The organism is Nocardia sp. NPDC057272 (assembly GCF_042668615.1).
Lineage (GTDB): Bacteria > Actinomycetota > Actinomycetes > Mycobacteriales > Mycobacteriaceae > Nocardia.
Map to the genome: position 1 here is coordinate 76,124 of NZ_JBHUYK010000003.1, position 17,847 is coordinate 93,970.

Annotated in this window: 12 protein-coding genes and 2 tRNA genes; 1 reads left to right on the forward strand and 13 read right to left on the reverse strand. The window is 66.6% G+C overall.

What is annotated here, in order from left to right:
- Positions 1-12 precede the first annotated feature (12 nt).
- The gene (locus ACFULV_RS05660; protein WP_378634589.1) at positions 13-867 is read right to left on the reverse strand and encodes an ABC transporter permease; all 855 of its coding nucleotides are present in this window, start codon (positions 865-867) and stop codon (positions 13-15) included.
- Positions 864-1,865 carry an ATP-binding cassette domain-containing protein gene (locus ACFULV_RS05665; protein WP_378653513.1) on the reverse strand — a complete coding sequence of 334 codons (1,002 nt, stop codon included), beginning with the start codon at positions 1,863-1,865 and terminating at the stop codon, positions 864-866. Before ACFULV_RS05665 ends, ACFULV_RS05660 begins: the two co-directional genes overlap by 4 nt.
- A 607-nt stretch (positions 1,866-2,472) precedes the next feature.
- Here ACFULV_RS05665 and ACFULV_RS05670 point away from each other — a divergent pair.
- Positions 2,473-4,056: a serine hydrolase gene (locus tag ACFULV_RS05670; protein WP_378653516.1), complete on the forward strand. Its 1,584-nt coding sequence runs from the start codon at positions 2,473-2,475 to the stop codon at positions 4,054-4,056.
- 21 nt (positions 4,057-4,077) lie between these two features.
- On the opposite strand, the gene ACFULV_RS05675 is transcribed toward ACFULV_RS05670, so the two are convergent.
- From ACFULV_RS05675 to dnaA, 11 genes are all read right to left on the reverse strand, one after another.
- Entirely contained in the window at positions 4,078-4,977 is a 900-nt protein-coding gene (locus ACFULV_RS05675) for an acyl-CoA dehydrogenase (RefSeq protein ID WP_378653518.1), read from the reverse strand.
- Between the two features lie 5 nt (positions 4,978-4,982).
- A tRNA-Ala gene (locus ACFULV_RS05680) sits at positions 4,983-5,055 on the reverse strand.
- A 32-nt stretch (positions 5,056-5,087) separates the two neighbouring features.
- A complete protein-coding gene (locus tag ACFULV_RS05685) occupies positions 5,088-5,195 on the reverse strand; it encodes a DLW-39 family protein (RefSeq protein WP_214516728.1) in 108 nt (35 codons plus the stop codon).
- A gap of 29 nt (positions 5,196-5,224) precedes the next feature.
- Positions 5,225-5,298: transfer RNA gene (locus ACFULV_RS05690), tRNA-Ile, on the reverse strand.
- 132 nt (positions 5,299-5,430) lie between these two features.
- Positions 5,431-6,402 carry a DUF3566 domain-containing protein gene (locus ACFULV_RS05695; RefSeq protein WP_378653520.1) on the reverse strand — a complete coding sequence of 324 codons (972 nt, stop codon included), beginning with the start codon at positions 6,400-6,402 and terminating at the stop codon, positions 5,431-5,433.
- A 42-nt stretch (positions 6,403-6,444) separates the two neighbouring features.
- Positions 6,445-8,952 (reverse strand): DNA gyrase subunit A, encoded by a 2,508-nt coding sequence (gene gyrA / locus ACFULV_RS05700; RefSeq protein ID WP_378634601.1) that lies wholly within the window; start codon positions 8,950-8,952, stop codon positions 6,445-6,447.
- A 57-nt stretch (positions 8,953-9,009) separates the two neighbouring features.
- Entirely contained in the window at positions 9,010-11,043 is a 2,034-nt protein-coding gene (gene gyrB / locus ACFULV_RS05705) for a DNA topoisomerase (ATP-hydrolyzing) subunit B (RefSeq protein WP_378634604.1), read from the reverse strand.
- Between the two features lie 440 nt (positions 11,044-11,483).
- Positions 11,484-12,020, reverse strand: a complete 537-nt coding sequence (locus ACFULV_RS05710; protein ID WP_245914449.1) for a DUF721 family protein — start codon at positions 12,018-12,020, stop codon at positions 11,484-11,486.
- A 132-nt stretch (positions 12,021-12,152) separates the two neighbouring features.
- Positions 12,153-13,355: a DNA replication/repair protein RecF gene (gene recF, locus ACFULV_RS05715; protein WP_378634609.1), complete on the reverse strand. Its 1,203-nt coding sequence runs from the start codon at positions 13,353-13,355 to the stop codon at positions 12,153-12,155.
- A gap of 24 nt (positions 13,356-13,379) precedes the next feature.
- Positions 13,380-14,555: a DNA polymerase III subunit beta gene (dnaN, locus tag ACFULV_RS05720; RefSeq protein ID WP_378634611.1), complete on the reverse strand. Its 1,176-nt coding sequence runs from the start codon at positions 14,553-14,555 to the stop codon at positions 13,380-13,382.
- 786 nt (positions 14,556-15,341) lie between these two features.
- Positions 15,342-17,603, reverse strand: a complete 2,262-nt coding sequence (gene dnaA / locus ACFULV_RS05725) for a chromosomal replication initiator protein DnaA (RefSeq protein WP_378653523.1) — start codon at positions 17,601-17,603, stop codon at positions 15,342-15,344.
- Between the last annotated feature and the right edge of the window lie 244 nt (positions 17,604-17,847).

Consider the following 17,847-nt stretch of genomic DNA (forward strand, 5'->3'; position numbering starts at 1 on the left):
TCCGGCTGTTGTTCAGCGGCTGACCGACTTCTTGTACTGGATCTGAGCCAGCGGCACGAAGACGATCAGGATCACCACGATCCACATCAGCGTGGTGGTCACCGGATGCTGCATCGGCCACGCGTCCGAGGGCGGCGCCATCGGGTTGACGTTGCCGAACAGGTCACGCACCGCCTGGGTGAGCGCCGAGACCGGGTTCCATTCGGCGAAGACCCGCAGCGGAGCAGGCATGTTGTCGAGCGGGACGAACGCGTTGGACAGGAACGTCAGCGGGAAGATCACCATGAAGCTGGCGTTGTTGAACACCTCCGGCGCCCGCACGATCAGGCCGACCACGGCCATCATCCACGACAGCGCGTAGGCGAACAGCAGCATCAACGCGTACGCGAGCACCGCGTCGAGGAACGATCCGCGGATCCGCCAGCCGACGACCAGACCGGTCAGCGACATCACCACCAGGCTGACCACGTTGATCACCACATCGCTGATCGTGCGCCCGACCAGCACCGCAGACGGCGCCATCGGCAGCGACCGGAACCGGTCGATGATGCCCTTCTGCATGTCTTCGGCCAGGCCCGCGCCGGTGAAGGTGGCGCCGAACACCACGGTCTGGGCGAAGATGCCGGCGATCAGGAACTCCCGGTAGCCGCCTTCGAGCCCGGGGATCGAGATCGCCGAGCCGAAGACGTAGGCGAACAGCAGCACGAACATGATCGGCGACATCGTCGTGAAGATCAGCACGTCGGGCACGCGCTTGATCTTGATGACGTTGCGTTTGGCGATGGTGATGCTGTCGCTCACCACCATCGACAGTCGTTCGCCGAAGCTGGGAGGGTGCAGCTCGGCCTTGTCGAGTGCGACGGTCATCGGTTCTTTCCTTCCGTGGCGCCCACGGTCTCCGACTCGCGATCACCGTTGACGAGTTCTTCGGCCTCGTGCCCGGTGAGCGTCAGGAAGACGTCGTCGAGCGAGGGTCTGCGCAAGGCGACATCGTTGATGTCCACCTTGTGCTCGGTGAGCCTGCCGATGGCGGTGACCAGGTCCTGTGACCCGTCGGCGACCGGCACGATGAGCTTGCGCAGGCCGGGTTCGAGATGGATCTCGCCGTCGGCGAGCCCGCTCAGCACCTGCTGGGCGACGGCGAGCTGGTCGGCGGCGCCGACGGTGAGTTCGATCCGGTCGCCACCGACGAGGGCCTTGAGTTCGTCGGCGGTGCCGCGGGCGATCACCTTGCCGTGGTCGATCACCGCGATCGAATCGGCGAGGCGGTCGGCCTCGTCCATGTACTGGGTGGTGAGCAGCAGGGTGGTGCCGCCGGCGACCAGCTCCTCGATGACATCCCACAGGTCGAGCCGCGCACGCGGGTCCAGACCCGTGGTCGGCTCGTCGAGGAACAGCACCGGCGGGTTGGCCACCAGGGCGCCTGCCAGGTCGAGGCGCCTGCGCATACCGCCCGAGTAACCCTTCACCGGCCGGTCGGCCGCGTCGCTGAGGCGGAAGCGGTCGAGCAGTTCGCGGGCCCGCTCCTTACTTCGCTGGGTGCCGAGGTGGTAGAGCCTGCCGACCATTTCGAGGTTCTCGAAACCGGTGAGGTATTCGTCGACCGCGGAATACTGGCCGGAGGCGCCGATCCGCGAGCGCAGGGCCTGTGGATTGTCGAGTACGTCGATGCCGGCGACGGTGGCGCTGCCCTCGTCGGGTATCAGCAGCGTGGTGAGAACGCGAACAGTCGTGGTCTTTCCCGCGCCGTTGGGGCCGAGAAGCGCGGTGACGGTACCTTCCGGAACGGACAGGTCGAGTCCGTCGAGGGCGACGAGCTGCCCATACCGTTTGACCAGACCCTCGGCGACGATTGCGTCGGGCATGATTCTCCTGAAGTCGTGGTTGGCGATGCTGTGCCCAGTATTGCCCTACCCACCGACAAGTCGCATCCCAAATTTCCGCGCGACCGCATGTCAGATGTACACATTTGTTCGACATGCCGACGTGTCGCGACACGCGGCGAATCGGACTGATTTTCTGTCTCCCGACACGAACAAGAGCGCCTGTTCGCTGGACGGTCGCCACCCGCGAGACGAGAACATGTTCACCGGCGATTCCCCGTAAAACCTTGTGTACCAGCCGATTCCGATGTCCGTAAGACACCTGACAGGTGCCGGGAGCGCGCACCGGCCGAGCGCCGCACCCCGGGCCATCGCCGACACCCGCACCGGCACCCGAAAAATCTCGTGAACTCGCCCGGTGCGCGTACACGAATTCCGCGCGTATCGCGTAGGATCGTTCAGGTCGGCCCCTCCCCCCCGGGCCGACCCTACGCGGGCCTCGGCTAACTCCCCCCCTTCGCCGAGGCCCGCTCCCCATTTTCCGGCAAGGTCGCAGCTCGGCAGATCAGCCGAAGCGCACCGCAACGCCGAGCGTCACAGTCCGGCCACGTTCCGGCGATCACCCGGCAACCAGGGTTATCGTCGGCCGATGGTGCCTGGTCGCGGTGCGATCGCCGGGGTCGTCCTCTCGATGACGATCCTCGTTGGTTGTAGCGGATCCACCGAGGACACCCACACCACTACGACGACCACCGCCGAGCTCCCCCCGAATCAAGTCGCCGGTGTCGCCCTGCCCGCCGACGCGGTCGGCAAAGCCGTCGGGCAGCTCGACGAACTGGTGGGCTCGCTGATGGACTCCAGCCGCATTCCCGGCATGGCCGTCGCCGTGGTCCACGGTGGAAAGACCGTGTACGCGAAGGGTTTCGGTGTTCGCCAGGCAGGCGCGCCCGACAAGGTCGACGCCGACACCGTCTTCCAACTCGCCTCGGTGTCGAAGTCGCTCGCCGCGACCGTCGTGGCCAACCAGGTCGGCGCGGACACGATCGAGTGGACGACCCCGGTGGTCGCCCACCTCCCGTCGTTCGCGCTGGCCGATCCCGCCACCACCGCCCAGCTCACCGTCGGCGACCTGTTCGCGCACCGCAGTGGCCTGCCCGATCACGCGGGCGACCGGCTCGAAGACCTCGGCTACGACCAGGCCGCGATCTTCGACAAGCTGCGCCTCGAGCCCCTCGACCCATTCCGGATCACCTACCACTACACCAACTTCGGGCTCACCGCCGGCGCCGAAGCCGTGGCCGCGGCGGCCGGGAAGGATTGGGCCCAACTGTCGTCGGATGCCCTCTACGCACCACTCGGCATGCGCGACACCAGCTCTCGATTCGACGACTTCCTCGCCCGGCCGAATCACGCGGTGGGACACGTGAACATCGACGGCGACTGGGTGGCCCGCTACGTGCGCGACCCCGACCCCCAGTCCCCCGCCGGCGGCGCGAGCTCCTCGGTGAACGACATGGCCCGCTGGCTCACGATGCTGCTCGGTAACGGCACGGCGGGCGCGACAACCATCGCCCCGCCCGAAGCGCTGCTGCCCGCCGTCACACCCCAGATCGTCTCGGCGCCGCCCACGTCCCCCACCGCGCGGGCGGGCAGCTACGGGTACGGGTTCAACGTGTCGGTCTCCGCGGCCGGGCGCACCACCACCAGTCATTCCGGTGCCTTCGGCCTCGGCGCGGCGACCAACTTCCTGGTGATCCCGTCCGCCGACGTGGCCATCGTCGCGCTGACGAACGCCGCGCCGCTCGGCATCCCGGAGACGTTGACCGCCGAATTCGCCGATCTGGTGCAGTTCGGCGAGGTACGCGAGGACTGGCGCGGCCTGTACCGCGACGCGTTCGCCGCCATCGACGATCCGGAAGGCGACCTGTCCGGTGAGCCCGCCCCGGCGAATCCGGCCCCCGCACAGCCACTACCGACTTACGAAGGCACCTACGACAGTGCCTATTGGGGTCCCGCAACGATCGTCGCGACCGACACCGGCTTGCGCCTGACCATCGGCCCCGAGCAGCGGACCTATCAACTCCGGCACTGGGACGGCGACACCTTCGCCTTCGACCTGAGCGGCGAGAACGCCCCGCCGGGCAGCGTCACCTCGGCACGGTTCGCCGACGGCACACTGACCATCGACTACTTCGACGAGAGCGGTCTCGGCACGTTCACCAGAACGGATTGACACCGCACCGGAACCGGTCGATCAGGCCAGCGTGCGCCACGCGGTCGCCAGCCGCGCCGCCCGCACCTTGCCCGCGACCCCGAGCAGCGGCGCATCGCGCTCCCAGCGCTTCCTGACCTCCGGATCCACCGGCGTCCACAGCGGCTCCAGTTCGGTCCGCAGACCGGTCAGCCGATCGAAGATGCCTCCGAGCGCGATGTGCACACCCGGGGAGCTCGGGTCCTCGGCACCGACCCCACGCACCGCCGCAAACAGCGCCAGCAGCTGTTCTACGGGCTCCGCCGGCCACTGCGCTAGCCGGGCGACCCGGACGAGCTGACCGAGCACAGCGGCCACTACATGCAGGTCCTCAACGGTCCGGAACGGCTTCAGGTAATCGGCGTAGCCGTCACCGGGCAGCAGTTCGCCCGGCGCGGCATCGAAGACGACTTCCGCGTGTGGGATCTCCGGCGCGAACGGCAGCGTGGGCAGCGGCGTCACCGCGGCCGACGCACCGGCGCGGACGAGCACAGCGCGCAGCAGCGGCCTACCGTCGGGCTGGGTGCCGGAGCGGGCGATCACCAGGAACCGATCGGCGAACGCGCCCAGCGTGGCGAAGGATTTGGTGCCGCTGACGGTGCCGTCCTCGCGCACTGTTGTCGTCATCGTCGACGGTCGCGCACCGGCGCCTTCGGTCGCGCACATCGAGGAGAGCTCGGCGGGATCGAGCGAGGGAACCAGCGCGTGCAGGGCTTCCTGATATCCACCGAGGAAAGCGGGACCTGTTCCCGCGCCGTCGAATCCGGCGATCGCGGCCCGATCGAGCGAACTCGCGAACCCGGCCGTCCTGGTGCGGTGTCGCGCCCAGTCCGCCGCGAAATCAGCCGAAACGGCGTCGGCGGGAGTGCTGGTGAGAAGAAAATCGAATACCGAGGAATTCACAGATGTGGAGCCTAGGGGAATCGAACCCCTAACCCCTGCCTTGCAAAGGCAGTGCTCTGCCAATTGAGCTAAGGCCCCTTACCGGTCATCGACCGGTTGGCAACCCGAAATCAGCGGGTGGTGACCTCGCGCCAGAGGTCTGCGTCGTCGCGCTTGCGGAATTTGTTGACACCGATGAGAACGGCGATCACAACACCGACCATGAGGACAATCTTCATGATTCCCACCCTACTGTGCTGTTCGGGAGTGGGCCTAGGAGGACTTGAACCTCCGACCTCTTCGTTATCAGCGAAGCGCTCTAACCGCCTGAGCTATAGGCCCGAACTCATTTCGATCCCCGCCGGAGCAGTGAACCGCAACGAGAAACGAGGTTACCTTACCTGCCTGCCGATAACCAAAACGGCCGGTCAGACCCAGTTTCCTGGGACCGACCGGCCGTACCGGAAACCGCTTCTAGTCGGGATCGGCCAGAGTTACCTGGATGCCACCGACGAGATCGCAGCACTGGTTGTAGATGAACACGCCGACCGTGGCCAGCGCGGTGAACAGCACCACGTTGATCAGGCCGATCACACCCGCGTAGCCGAACACCGTGCCCGCGTCGATCAGGCTCGACGAGCTGCCCTCCTGGTTCAGCATCTCGCCCAGCGAGTTGTCCAGGTTGTCCCACACGCCCATGCCCGCCAGCACGATGTAGAGCAGGCCGACGGCCAGCATCCACACGAAGAACAGCGCGACACTGATCACCAGGGTGATCTTCAGGGTCGACCACGGGTCGATCCGGCGGATCTGCACGGTCGCGCGTAGTGGCTCACCCGACGCGGCGGCCGCGATGGCCACCGGCACCGCGGGCGAGACGCTGCCCGCCGCGGCTGCCCGCGCGCTCGGCCCCATGTTGTGCTGGGGCTGCGGCGCCATCGGCAGCCCGGGCGGCGCCACCGGCGCCTCGGGTGCCGGGTGGCGCACGTCGGACAGGTCGGGCATGTCCTTGACCAGCTCCGGACGCGCGATGCTGCGGGTCGGCCCGTCGATCCCGACGGACTTCACCATCGCCGCTTCCTTGCGGGCCGCCTTGGCCGCCAGGTCGGCAGTGGTGCGGGCGTTGGACGCCCCACTGCCCTTGAGACCGCCGCCGCCCGGTGCCCCGGACGAAGGCCGCCCCTGACTCGGCGATTCGCCGGGCCGGTACAGGTTCGACTGCGGTTCACGCTGCGGAAGCTGAGCCCACCCGTCCTGGTAGGGCGAGGATTTGCTGCTCTTGCCCTCGAACGAATCGGTCCCGGCCGCACCGGATTCCGGCGCCGCGCCCTCGGCCGGACCGCCCTGGCGTGGGATCGGCCGCGGCGGGATCGGAGACGTGGCGATCCGCTCGGTGACGCCGTTGGTCTGGTTCCGATCGTCGTTCGACTGATTCGGTGTGGTCAATGGAATCCTCAGATCCGTTCGTTGCCGCCGCTATTTGGTGTGTTACTCCGAAGCCACGTCGCCGAGGAGCTGATCGGGATCGGGCTCGTCGGCGTTGCGCGCGATCGCTAGCAAGGTATCGCCATCCGCGAGGTTCATCAATCGCACGCCCTTGGTCTGGCGTCCGGCCTTACGAACCTGCTTGGCTGCGGTGCGGATGACGCCACCACTGGAAGTGATCGCGTACAACTCGTCCTCGTCGTCGACGATGAGCGCACCCACCAGGCTGCCACGCTTCGGATCGTATTGGATTGTCAATACGCCTTTTCCGCCACGTCCCTGCGCGGTGTACTCCTCGATCGCGGTCCGCTTCGCGTACCCGCCGGCCGTCGCGACCAGCAGATATGTCTCCAAACGCACCACATTGAGCGAGAGCAGCTCGTCGTCGGTGTTGAAGCGCATACCCTGCACGCCGGAGGTGGCGCGACCCATCGGACGCAGCGCCTCATCGGTCGCCGCGAAGCGGATCGACTGACCGTGCGCCGAGACCAGGAGCAGGTCATCGTCGGACGAGCACAGCACCGCACCGACCAATTCGTCGTCATCGCGCAGGTTCACCGCGACGATGCCGCCGGAGCGGTTGGAGTCGAAATCGGTGAGTTTCGACTTCTTCACCAAACCCGCGCGTGTCGCGAGCACGAGGTACGGCGCGTCCTCGTAGGTCTTGAGCTGGATGATCTGGGCGATCTTCTCGTCCGGCTGGAACGCGAGCAGGTTGGCCACGTGCTGACCACGCGCGGTCCGGTTGGCCTCGGGCAGCTCGTACGCCTTGGCCCGGTAGACGCGCCCCTTGTTGGTGAAGAACAGCAGCCAGTCGTGCGTGGACGACACGAAGAAGTGCTTGACGATGTCGTCCTGCTTGAGGCCGGCGCCCATCACGCCCTTGCCGCCGCGCTTCTGCGAGCGGTAGAGGTCGGTCTTGGTGCGCTTGGCGTAGCCGGTCTCAGTGATCGTGACCACCACGTCCTCGCGGGCGATCAGGTCCTCGTCGGCGACGTCACCGTCGGCGGCGATGATCCTGGTCCGGCGGTCGTCGCCGTACTTCTCGACGATCTCGGCCAGCTCGTCGCGCACGATCGCGCGCTGACGCTCGGGCTTGTCGAGAATGTCCTTGTAGTCGGCGATCTCGATCTCGATCTTGGCCAGATCGTCGATGATGCGCTGACGCTCGAGTGCCGACAGGCGACGCAGCTGCATGTCGAGGATGGCGGTCGACTGGATCTCGTCGATGTCGAGCAGCTGCATCAGGCCGGTGCGCGCGGTATCGGTGTTGGCCGCGCCGCGGATCAACGCGATGACCTGGTCGAGCATGTCCAGGGCCTTGACCAGGCCGCGCAGGATGTGGGCCCGTTCCTCGGCCTTGCGCAGCAGGTAGCGGGTGCGCCGCACGATGACCTCGAGCTGGTGATTCACGTAGTAGCGAATCATCTGATCCAGCCGCAGCGTGCGCGGGACGCCGTCGACGATCGAGAGCATGTTCGCGCCGAAGCTGGTCTGCAGCTGGGTGTGCTTGTAGAGGTTGTTCAGCACCACCTTGGCCACCGCGTCACGCTTGACCGTGACCACGATGCGCATGCCGACGCGATCCGAGGACTCGTCGTGGATATCGGAGATACCCGCGATCTTCGCGTCCTTCACCTGCTCGGCGATGGAGTTGACGAAGTTGTCGGTGTTGACCTGGTACGGCAGTTCGGTGATGACGATCGTGGTGCGGCCACGCGCGTCTTCCTCGATCTCCACCACACCGCGCATGCGGATGGAACCGCGGCCGGTGGTGTACGCGTCGTGGATGCCCTGGCTGCCGACGATCAGGCCGTGCGTCGGGAAGTCGGGGCCCTTGACCCGTTCCATGCAGGCGGCGAGGGTGGATTCCTCGTCGGCCTCGTAGTTCTCCAGCGCCCAGTAGATGGCGTCGGCCAGCTCGTTGAGGTTGTGCGGCGGGATGTTGGTGGCCATGCCGACCGCGATGCCGTTGGAGCCGTTCATCAACAGGGCGGGCACGCGCGCGGGCAGCACGGTCGGCTCCTGCGAGCGACCGTCGTAGTTCGGGACGAAATCGACCGTCTCGGAGTCGATATCGCGCAGCATCTCCATCGCGAGCGGCGTCAGGCGGCACTCGGTGTAGCGCATGGCGGCCGCGCCGTCGTTGCCGCGGGAACCGAAGTTGCCCTGGCCGTCGACCAGTGGATAGCGCAGCGACCACGGCTGAGCCATGCGCACGAGGGTGTCGTAGATCGACGAGTCGCCGTGCGGGTGGTAGTTACCCATGGTTTCGGCGACGGGGCGCGCGGACTTCACGTAGCCGCGGTCCGGGCGGTAGCCGTTGTCGTACATCGCGTAGAGCACGCGACGGTGCACCGGCTTGAGGCCGTCACGCACGTCGGGCAGCGCACGGCCGACGATCACGCTCATCGCGTAGTCGATGTAGCTGTTCTGCATTTCGGTCTGGATATCGACCGGTTCGGTCCGGTCGCCCGCACCGCCGGACGGGGGCAGCGTGGTCTCAGTCATCAAATCTCCTTCGAGGGGCCGACATGCGAGCGGGCGCGCCCGAGGGCGCAGCGCCGCTTACACATCGAGGAAACGGACGTCCTTGGCATTGCGGGTGATGAAGCTGCGACGCGCCTCCACGTCCTCGCCCATCAGCACGGAGAACAACTCGTCGGCCGCGGCCGCGTCGTCCAGCGTCACCTGACGAAGCACCCGCACCGAGGGATCCATCGTGGTCTCCCACAGCTCCTTGGCGTTCATCTCGCCCAGACCCTTGTAGCGCTGGATCCCGTCGTCCTTGTTGATCTTCTTGCCCGCGGCGAGCCCGGCCTCGACCAGCGCGTCGCGCTCACGGTCGGAGTAGGCGAACTCGGGATCGGACCGCATCCACTTGAGCTTGTACAGCGGCGGCTGGGCGAGGAACACGTGACCGTGCTCGACCAGCGGACGCATGAAGCGGAACAGCAGCGTGAGCAGCAGCGTCGCGATGTGCTGACCGTCCACGTCGGCGTCGGCCATCAGGATGATCTTGTTGTAGCGCAGCTTGGCGATATCGAACTCGTCGTGGATACCGGTGCCGAACGCGGTGATGATCGACTGGACCTCGTTGTTCTTGAGGACGCGGTCGATGCGGGCCTTCTCGACGTTGATGATCTTGCCGCGCAGCGGCAGGATCGCCTGGTACATCGAGTCGCGGCCCGACTTCGCCGAGCCACCGGCGGAGTCACCCTCGACGATGTAGATCTCGCACTTGCCCGGGTCCTTGGACCGGCAGTCGGCCAGCTTGCCCGGCAGTCCGCCCAGGTCGGTCGCCGACTTGCGACGCACCAGCTCGCGCGCCTTACGGGCGGCCATCCGGGCCTGTGCCGAGGACACCGCCTTCTGCACGATGGTCTTCGCGTCGGCCGGATTGGCCTCGAACCAGTGCTGCAGGTGCTCGTTGCAGGCACGCTGCACGAACGACTTCACCTCGGTGTTGCCGAGCTTGGTCTTGGTCTGGCCCTCGAACTGCGGCTCGCCGACCTTGACGCTCACGATGGCGGCCAGGCCCTCGCGGATGTCGTCACCGGTGAGGTTGCCGTCCTTCTCCTTGAGGAGCTTCTTCTCCTTGGCGTACTTGTTGACCACCGTGGTGAGCGCCGCGCGGAAGCCCTCTTCGTGGGTGCCGCCCTCATGGGTGTTGATCGTGTTGGCGAAGGTGTGGACCGACTCGGAGTAGCCCGAGTTCCACTGCATCGCGACCTCGAGCTCGTGGCCGGTGCCCTTGACCGTGTAGCCGACGACCGAGTTGTGGATGGCCGACTTGGTGCGGTTGATGTGGCGGACGAAGTCCACCAGGCCGCCCGGGTAGTGGTAGGTGCGGGTCTTCACCTTGTGCTCGACCGCTTCCGCGGCGACCTCTTCGGCGTGCTTGGGCGCCTCGGCGGTCTCACTGACCACTTCGTCGGTCACGTCGCCCACGGCGACCCGCTCGTCGGTGAGCTTGATGGTGAGGCCCTTGTTCAGGAAGGCCATCTCCTGCAGGCGCCGCGCCACGGTCTCGAAGTTGTAGGTCGTGGTCTCGAAGATGTCGGGATCGGCCCAGAAGCGCACCGTGGTGCCGGTGGCCTTGGTCGGCTCGCCCTGCACCAGCTTGCCGGGCTTGGCGTCCTTGTAGGTCTGGGTCCAGTGGTAGCCGTCGACGTCGATCTCGACCTCGACCTTGGTCGAGAGCGCGTTCACCACCGAGATACCGACACCGTGCAGACCACCTGACACCGCGTAGGAGTCGGAGTCGAACTTGCCACCCGCGTGCAGCTGGGTCATGACGACCTCGATCGTGGGCACGCCCTGTGCGTGCATCCCGACCGGGATACCACGGCCGTCGTCGATCACCTCGACGCCGCCGTCGGCGAGCAAGGTCACCTCGACCTTGGTGGCGTAGCCGGCCATCGCCTCATCGACCGAGTTGTCCACAACCTCCCAGATGAGGTGATGCAGACCGCGTTCACCGGTGGAACCGATGTACATGCCAGGGCGCTTGCGCACCGCCTCGAGGCCTTCGAGGACCGTGATGGAAGAGGCACCGTAGCCTGAATTGTTGCCCGATGCGTTGGAGTCGTTGGCAGCCACTTCTCGGTAGCTCTCCTTACTTGCTGATCCCTGGCGCAGCGATCCGGGCAGCACGCGCACGGCTCGCAAAGAGCCATCGAATACACGGACTGCACAGCACGCGCCGAGGGTTCGCCGCTGGTTACGTCACCATCCTACTGGTAAGCCCAACTTACAGTGCACCTACGACACCCCTGGCTTCGCCGTGAATGCAAGAAATCGTCCAACCGCGAGACGGTTCCGCCTCCCCGAGTATTTTGCCGGTCGTAGGCGCGAATAGAGTGTTCAGTCGGACCGGCGGTCGGGATGCTCGAGTTTTGTGGGGTTCCAGGCGAGTTACCCATGTCCTCGCGAAATCAGATTTGGCCTTCGAAGTTATCCACAGGCTCTATGCACATGTCCACAACTTCGGGCCTGAGAGCGGCGCGGGCCCAACGGATCTCGCCCCGGTCACCGCGCGGCTACCCGTAGGTATCGCGCGGGCCACGGCCCTTGATGTGGCGATCGCCCTTGCGCCAGCTCGGCGCGGCGGGGCCGGTGATGCGCAGCGAGGTCACCACTCCATGACCGACCGCGGCATTGATCTTGGCCAGGATCTGGCTCTGCAACATGCGCAGCTGGGTGGCCCACGCGGTGGACTCGGCGGCGATCTTGAGCACGCCGTTCTCCAGGGTCACCGGAGTGGCGTGGGAGGCGATGTCCTCACCGACCACCCGCGGCCAGCTGCCGAACACCGTGCCCTCGGCTACCTTGCCTGACCAGCCACGATTCTTCGCGAGCGTGCCGCTGAGCGCCCCGAGGAGCTGGGGATCACGGGCATCGGGACCCGACCCGGACCAACCACTGCGGCGCCTGCCACCGGCCCGCAGCTTGCGCACCGGCGAGGCCCTGCCCTGCCCGACGGACTTGCCGCTGGCCTTGGCCGCGGCGCGCGCCTCTTCCAGCGCCCGGCGGGCCAGATCGATGCCGCGCAGTTCCGGTGCGGGTTCTTCCGGCACGGGTTTCCGCCTTCCGGTGTCGAGGGTGGCCGAGTGTGGATGGAGTCTACGCCGGGACGCCGACGGGCTCGTCGAGCACCGATCCGGCATATATCCAGCATGTTGCCGGTTTTCCACAGGGGCTGGGGATAACTATCGCGATCTGTGCATATCTTCGGCGTGTTGGGCGACTTCGGGGACGATCTGTGAGGTACGCCGGTCCGCCTCGCCGGTCGTGTGCACACGCAACGGTTCGGCGGCCAGTTCCGACGGCACGTCCTCGGCCACCGCGGCCGTGATCAACACCTGCTCGGCACCCGCGGCCACCTCCGCGAGCGCGGTGCGCCGGCGGCGGTCGAGCTCGGCGAACACGTCGTCGAGCAGCAGCACCGGTTCGGAACCTTCTCCACGCAACAGCTCGAACGAGGCCAACCGCAGCGCGAGAGCGAACGACCAGGATTCCCCGTGACTGGCGAATCCCTTCGCCGGTGCGCTGCCGAGCAGCAACTCGAGATCGTCGCGATGCGGGCCGACCAGACAGACCCCCCGATCGAGTTCCCGGTTCCTGGCGGCGGCCAGCTCGCGCAGCATGATCTCGTGCAGCAGCTGTGCATCACCGGCCTCCGGCACTCTGGCCGGATCGAGAAGTTCCGGTGGGAGATACCCGGAGCGGTAAGTGATTGCTGCAGGACGTGATTCGGGTGCGATCGACCGATATGCCTGGGACAGATGGGGATACAGGTCGTGGACCAGGCGCAATCGTTCGGCGAGCAGCACCGCCGCATGATCGGCGAGGTGCCCGTCCCACACGTCGAGGGTGCCCAGATCGGCACGTGAACGCGATTGGCGCCCAGCGGTTTTCAACAGCGCCGAACGCTGCCGCAACACCTTGTCGTAATCGGCGCGCACACCGGCGAGCCTGGGCAACCGGGCTGTGGACAACTCGTCGAGGAACCGGCGCCGCTCCCCCGGATCCCCACGCACCAGCGCCAGATCCTCCGGCGCGAACAACACGGTCTGCAGAATCCCCAGGATCTCGCGCGAGCGGCGCACCGGCGAGCGATTGATCTGCGCGCGGTTGGCGCTGCCCGCCTTGAGTTCCACATCGACGCGCAGTTCCCGCCCGGTGTTCACCACGGTGGCCCCGATCCTGGCCTGGGTGGCGCCCATCCGGATCAGCGGCGCGTCGGCGGAGACCCGGTGCGAGCCGAGTGTCGCCAGATAACCGACGGCCTCGAGCAGATTCGTCTTGCCGTTGCCATTCGCCCCCAGGAGCACCGTGCGCCCTGGGGACAACTCGAGATCGGCGTGTTCCCACGAACGGAAATCACGGACCGACAGCTCACGGATGAACATGTAGGCCTAGCCGCCCCTGCCTGCTCAGCCGGGCAGCCGGACCGGCATCAACAGGTAGATGTACTGGCTCTCCAGCGCCGCGAACGCGCCCGACTCGAGCACCTTGGGCTCCTCGTCGGAGGCCGGCAGCAGCACCGCGGGACGGCTGGGCGTGGTGAACCCGAACGTGACCCGGTCGGTGTGCAGCGCGGCCAGGCCCTCGGTCAGGTAGCCGGGGTTGAACGCGATGGTGAGCGGTTCGCCGCGGAAATCGGCTTCCAGCCATTCCTCGGCCCGGCCCGCGTCGTCCCCACCCGCCGACAGCAGCACGCCGTCTGTGGAGAACTCCAGCCGCACCTGGGCACCGCGCTCGGCCACCAGGGCGACACGCTTGATCGCCTCGGACAGCACGGCGACGGGCAGGGTGGCGATGGAGGTGTGCTCCTTGGGGAGCAACTGGCGGAACTTGGGGAATTCCGCGTCGAGCAGTCGGGTGGTGGTCCGCCGGCCACCGTTGACGATGCCGAGCAGGCCGTCGGCGCCACCACCGCTGCCCAGCGACAGCTGCACGGGCGCCTCGGCGGCACCGAGGGTCTTGGCGGCTTCGGACAGCGTGCGCGCGGGGATGAGCACCGCGGTCTCGATGTCGGAGCGGGTCGGGTTCCACTGCAAGTGGCGCACAGCGAGGCGGAAGCGGTCGGTGGCGGCGAGCACCACGTCGTTGCCCTCGATCTCGACGCGGATACCGGTGAGCATCGGCAGGGTGTCGTCACGGCCCGCGGCGACGGCGACCTGGCCGACGGCTTCGGCGAACACGTCGACGGTGAGTTCACCGGTCTGCTGCGGCACCTCGGGCAGCTGGGGATAGTCCTCGACCGGCATGGTCGGCAGGGAGAACTTCGCGCTGCCACAGGCGATGAGCACACGGGTGCCGTCGACGGAGACATCGACCGGCTTGTTCGACAGCGACTTGGTGATGTCGGCGAGCAGGCGGCCCGAGACCAGTACCTGGCCGGGACCGGCGACCTCGGCCGCGACACGCATCTGCGCGGAGACCTCGTAGTCGAACCCGGAGACCGTCAGGCCGTTCTCGTCGGCCACCAGCAGCACACCACCGAGAACAGGCACCGGAGGCCGGGACGGGAGACTGCGCGCCACCCAGGCCACCGATTCGGCGAAGTCCTCTCGGGCGACCCGAAACTTCATGCTCGCAAGCTCCATCGCCCGATTTGTCCTCTCCGAGTTTCGAATCCGTGTGCGGGTGTGTGTCAGCGGAGTTGAACTGCTGTGTCGGCCGCGCATTGAGTCTCGCACAACCGACCGACAACCAAACGGTACCCGTGCAGTGCGCGAACTCCGCATCGACCCTCCCGGTCGATTCCCGCTCGTCGAACCACCCCGCTCCTCCTTGCCTGTCTGTGAGTGAACGACCGCCTGACTCGAGCCTCCCCAACCGAGTTTCCACACACCCTGTTTTAAAAGAGTTCTCTCTAGAAGGAGAACTGAAGTAGTAGTAGGCACTGTGGAATCTGTGGATTTCGCCCGAATCCGCAGGTCAGAGCGCTTGATGGCATGGGGATGGCCTTGGGGTGACTCGAGGATGAATCAGCGGTGGCTGTGGAGGCGTGAAGTTGTCCCCATTCCATCCTCGAGTTGTCCTCGAGTTGTTCCACCGGATTCACCCAGTTGTTCACACGTCGGGCCAGCCTGGTGGCAACGGTGGGGATTCCTCGAGGACTCCACAGGGACTCCTCGAGGAATCCACAGGCCGGATTCGGTGACGCCGCAGGTCACCGCTAGTGCACAGGTGTTAGTGGAGCGTCTTGTGGATGATGTGGACAACTGCCTGTGCATGAACGCTGCACACCCTCGCCCAACACCCTGTGCACCGACCGGTGCACAAAGGTGTGGATTCCTCGAGGAATCCCCAGGAATTCCTCGAGGAATCCCCAGGGCAAAAAAGAACACCGCCCCAGGTCAGGGCGGTGTTCCGGGTTGGGGATGAAATCAGCGGGAGCGCTGTTTGATTCGGGCTGTGAGTTCTTGGACCTGGTCGTAGACCCGACGGCGCTCGGTCATCTCCTTGCGGACTTTTTTCTCCGCGTACATCACCGTGGTGTGGTCTCGACCGAACGCCTGCCCGATCTTGGGCAGCGACAGGTCGGTGAGCTCACGGCACAGATACATCGCGATCTGCCTGGCCTGCGCCAGCGGACGCGCCTTGCCCGGGCCGGTCAGCTCCTCGAGCGTGGTGTTGAAGTACTCGGCGGTGACAGCCATGATCGTCGCCGCGTTGATCTCCAGTGCCGCCGTGTCGGGCATCAGATCGCGCAGCACCACCTCGGCCAGCGAGAGGTCGAGCGGCTGACCGTTGAGCGAGGCGAACGCCGTCACCCGGATCAGCGCACCCTCGAGCTCGCGGATATTGCGCTCCACCCGGCTCGCGATCAGCTCGAGTACGTCGTGCGGCACATCGAGCCGGTCCATCCGCGCCTTCTTGCGCAGAATCGCGATGCGAGTCTCCAGCTCAGGCGGCTGCACATCGGTGATCAGGCCCCACTCGAAGCGCGTCCGCAGCCGTTCCTCCAGGGTGGCCAGCTGCTTGGGCGGGCGGTCCGAGGACACCACGATCTGCTTGTTCGCGTTGTGCAGGGTGTTGAAGGTGTGGAAGAACTCCTCCTGGATGCCTTCCTTGCCCTCGATGAACTGGATGTCGTCGACCAGCAGGATGTCGGTCTCGCGGTAGCGACGCTTGAACGCGACCTTGCGGTCGTCGCGCAGGCTGTTGATGAAGTCGTTGGTGAATTCCTCGGTCGAGACGTACTTCACCCGCATGCCGGGGAACAGCCGCTGCGCGTAGTGACCCGCCGCGTGCAGCAGGTGGGTTTTGCCCAATCCCGAAGCGCCCCAGACGAACAGCGGATTGTAGGCACGCGCAGGCGCCTCCGCGATGGCGACCGCGGCAGCGTGCGCGAACCGGTTGGACGCGCCGATGACGAAGGTCTCGAACGTGTACTTGGCATTGAGACTGGCCGACGAGGAGGACTGCGGCGGCGCCTCGGGCGACTTGCTGAAATAGGTCGGCCAGTTGTTGCGGTTGCTCACCACGGGTTCGTCGTCGACCGGCTGCGCGCCGGGCTGACCGGGGAACGGCTTGTCCTGGCCCTCGCCGCTCGGCTCCTCGGCACGAGCGGCGGCCGGCTCTTCGGACGGCCTGCCGCGGTTCGGCGCGCGCTGCGGCGCCGGGTCGGGAGTGAACAGCGATTCCTGGCCGGAGTGATCGCGCCGCGGTGCCGCGGCTTGCTCGCGGCGGGCGGGCGGTGCGGTCTCGGGGACTCGCTGGTCCGGACGCGCGCCACGGAACTCACCGCGGCCGCCGAACTCGGCGCCGGGATAGTCGGGTACCGGGTACGCCGCGGTCGGCTCGAAATCGGTGCCGGGGAACTCGTTGCGGTCGCCCTGGTACTCGGCAGGCTGGCCGAAATCGGACGGTGCCTGCTGGTATTCCGGCTGCTTGTACTCCGGTTGCTGGCCGTACTCCGACGGTGCCTGCTGGTACTCGGGCTGCTGGCCGAATTCCGACGGACTCTGCTGGTACTCCGGCTGTTGCTGGTACTCGGGCTGTTGCTGCTGGTACTCCGATTCGGCCGGGTACTCGCGGTGCCCCGCGTAGTCGTTGCGCTCGCCGTACTCGCCGGCCTGCCCGGGGTACTCACGGCCGCCGTAGCTGCTCGGGTACTCGCCGTTGGCCGGATAGTCGGGGGACGACTGATAGTCGTTGCCGTACTCGCCACCCTGGACGGGGTACTCGCCCGCGCCGTAGCGCGGCCTGCCGTACTCACCACGGGCGGCGTAATCGGGAACACTGAAATCGGGACCGGGATAACCGGCGGGTGGGCGCACCTGCTCGCGCGGACGCTCCGGCCTGCTCGTCATCCTGGCGTGCCGGGGCGAACTACCGGCCCGCTCCCCCGCGGCCGGGCTCGGCGCGGCGATGCGCACCCCGAGTCCTTCCACTTGGGGGCCCAGCCGACGGCCGAGCGATCGCAGGATCGGCTCGCGCAGATCACGCTCGATCGCCTCCTGTGCCAGCGAGGACGGGACCGACAGCAACGCGAAACCCTGCGCGACGGTGAGCGGCTTCACCAGCTTCAACCAGGCCTGCTGTGCGCGACTCACCGCGGGGATGGCGCCGTCGGCAGAGCCGGTGGTGAGCTCGGCAACCACCTCCGGCCACACTGTGGCCAGCACGTTCTGCTCGTCGTCCATACAGCGTCCTCCCCGGACCGGTTTGTTGGGGCCCACGGCCTTCGCGCACGCCAGAAAGCACCCGTGAACAGGTGTAATCCAGTGATCCTGCGTACAACCGAAGCCGGTTCGAACGCTGTGGCCCGGTAATTCCGGACTGCGGCGCGGGCACCGACGGCCTTACGAATATGCCACTGCGGCCGTCTGTCCACATAATTATCCACAGATGTGGACAAACCTGGGGATAAAGGAATTCTGCCAGCGT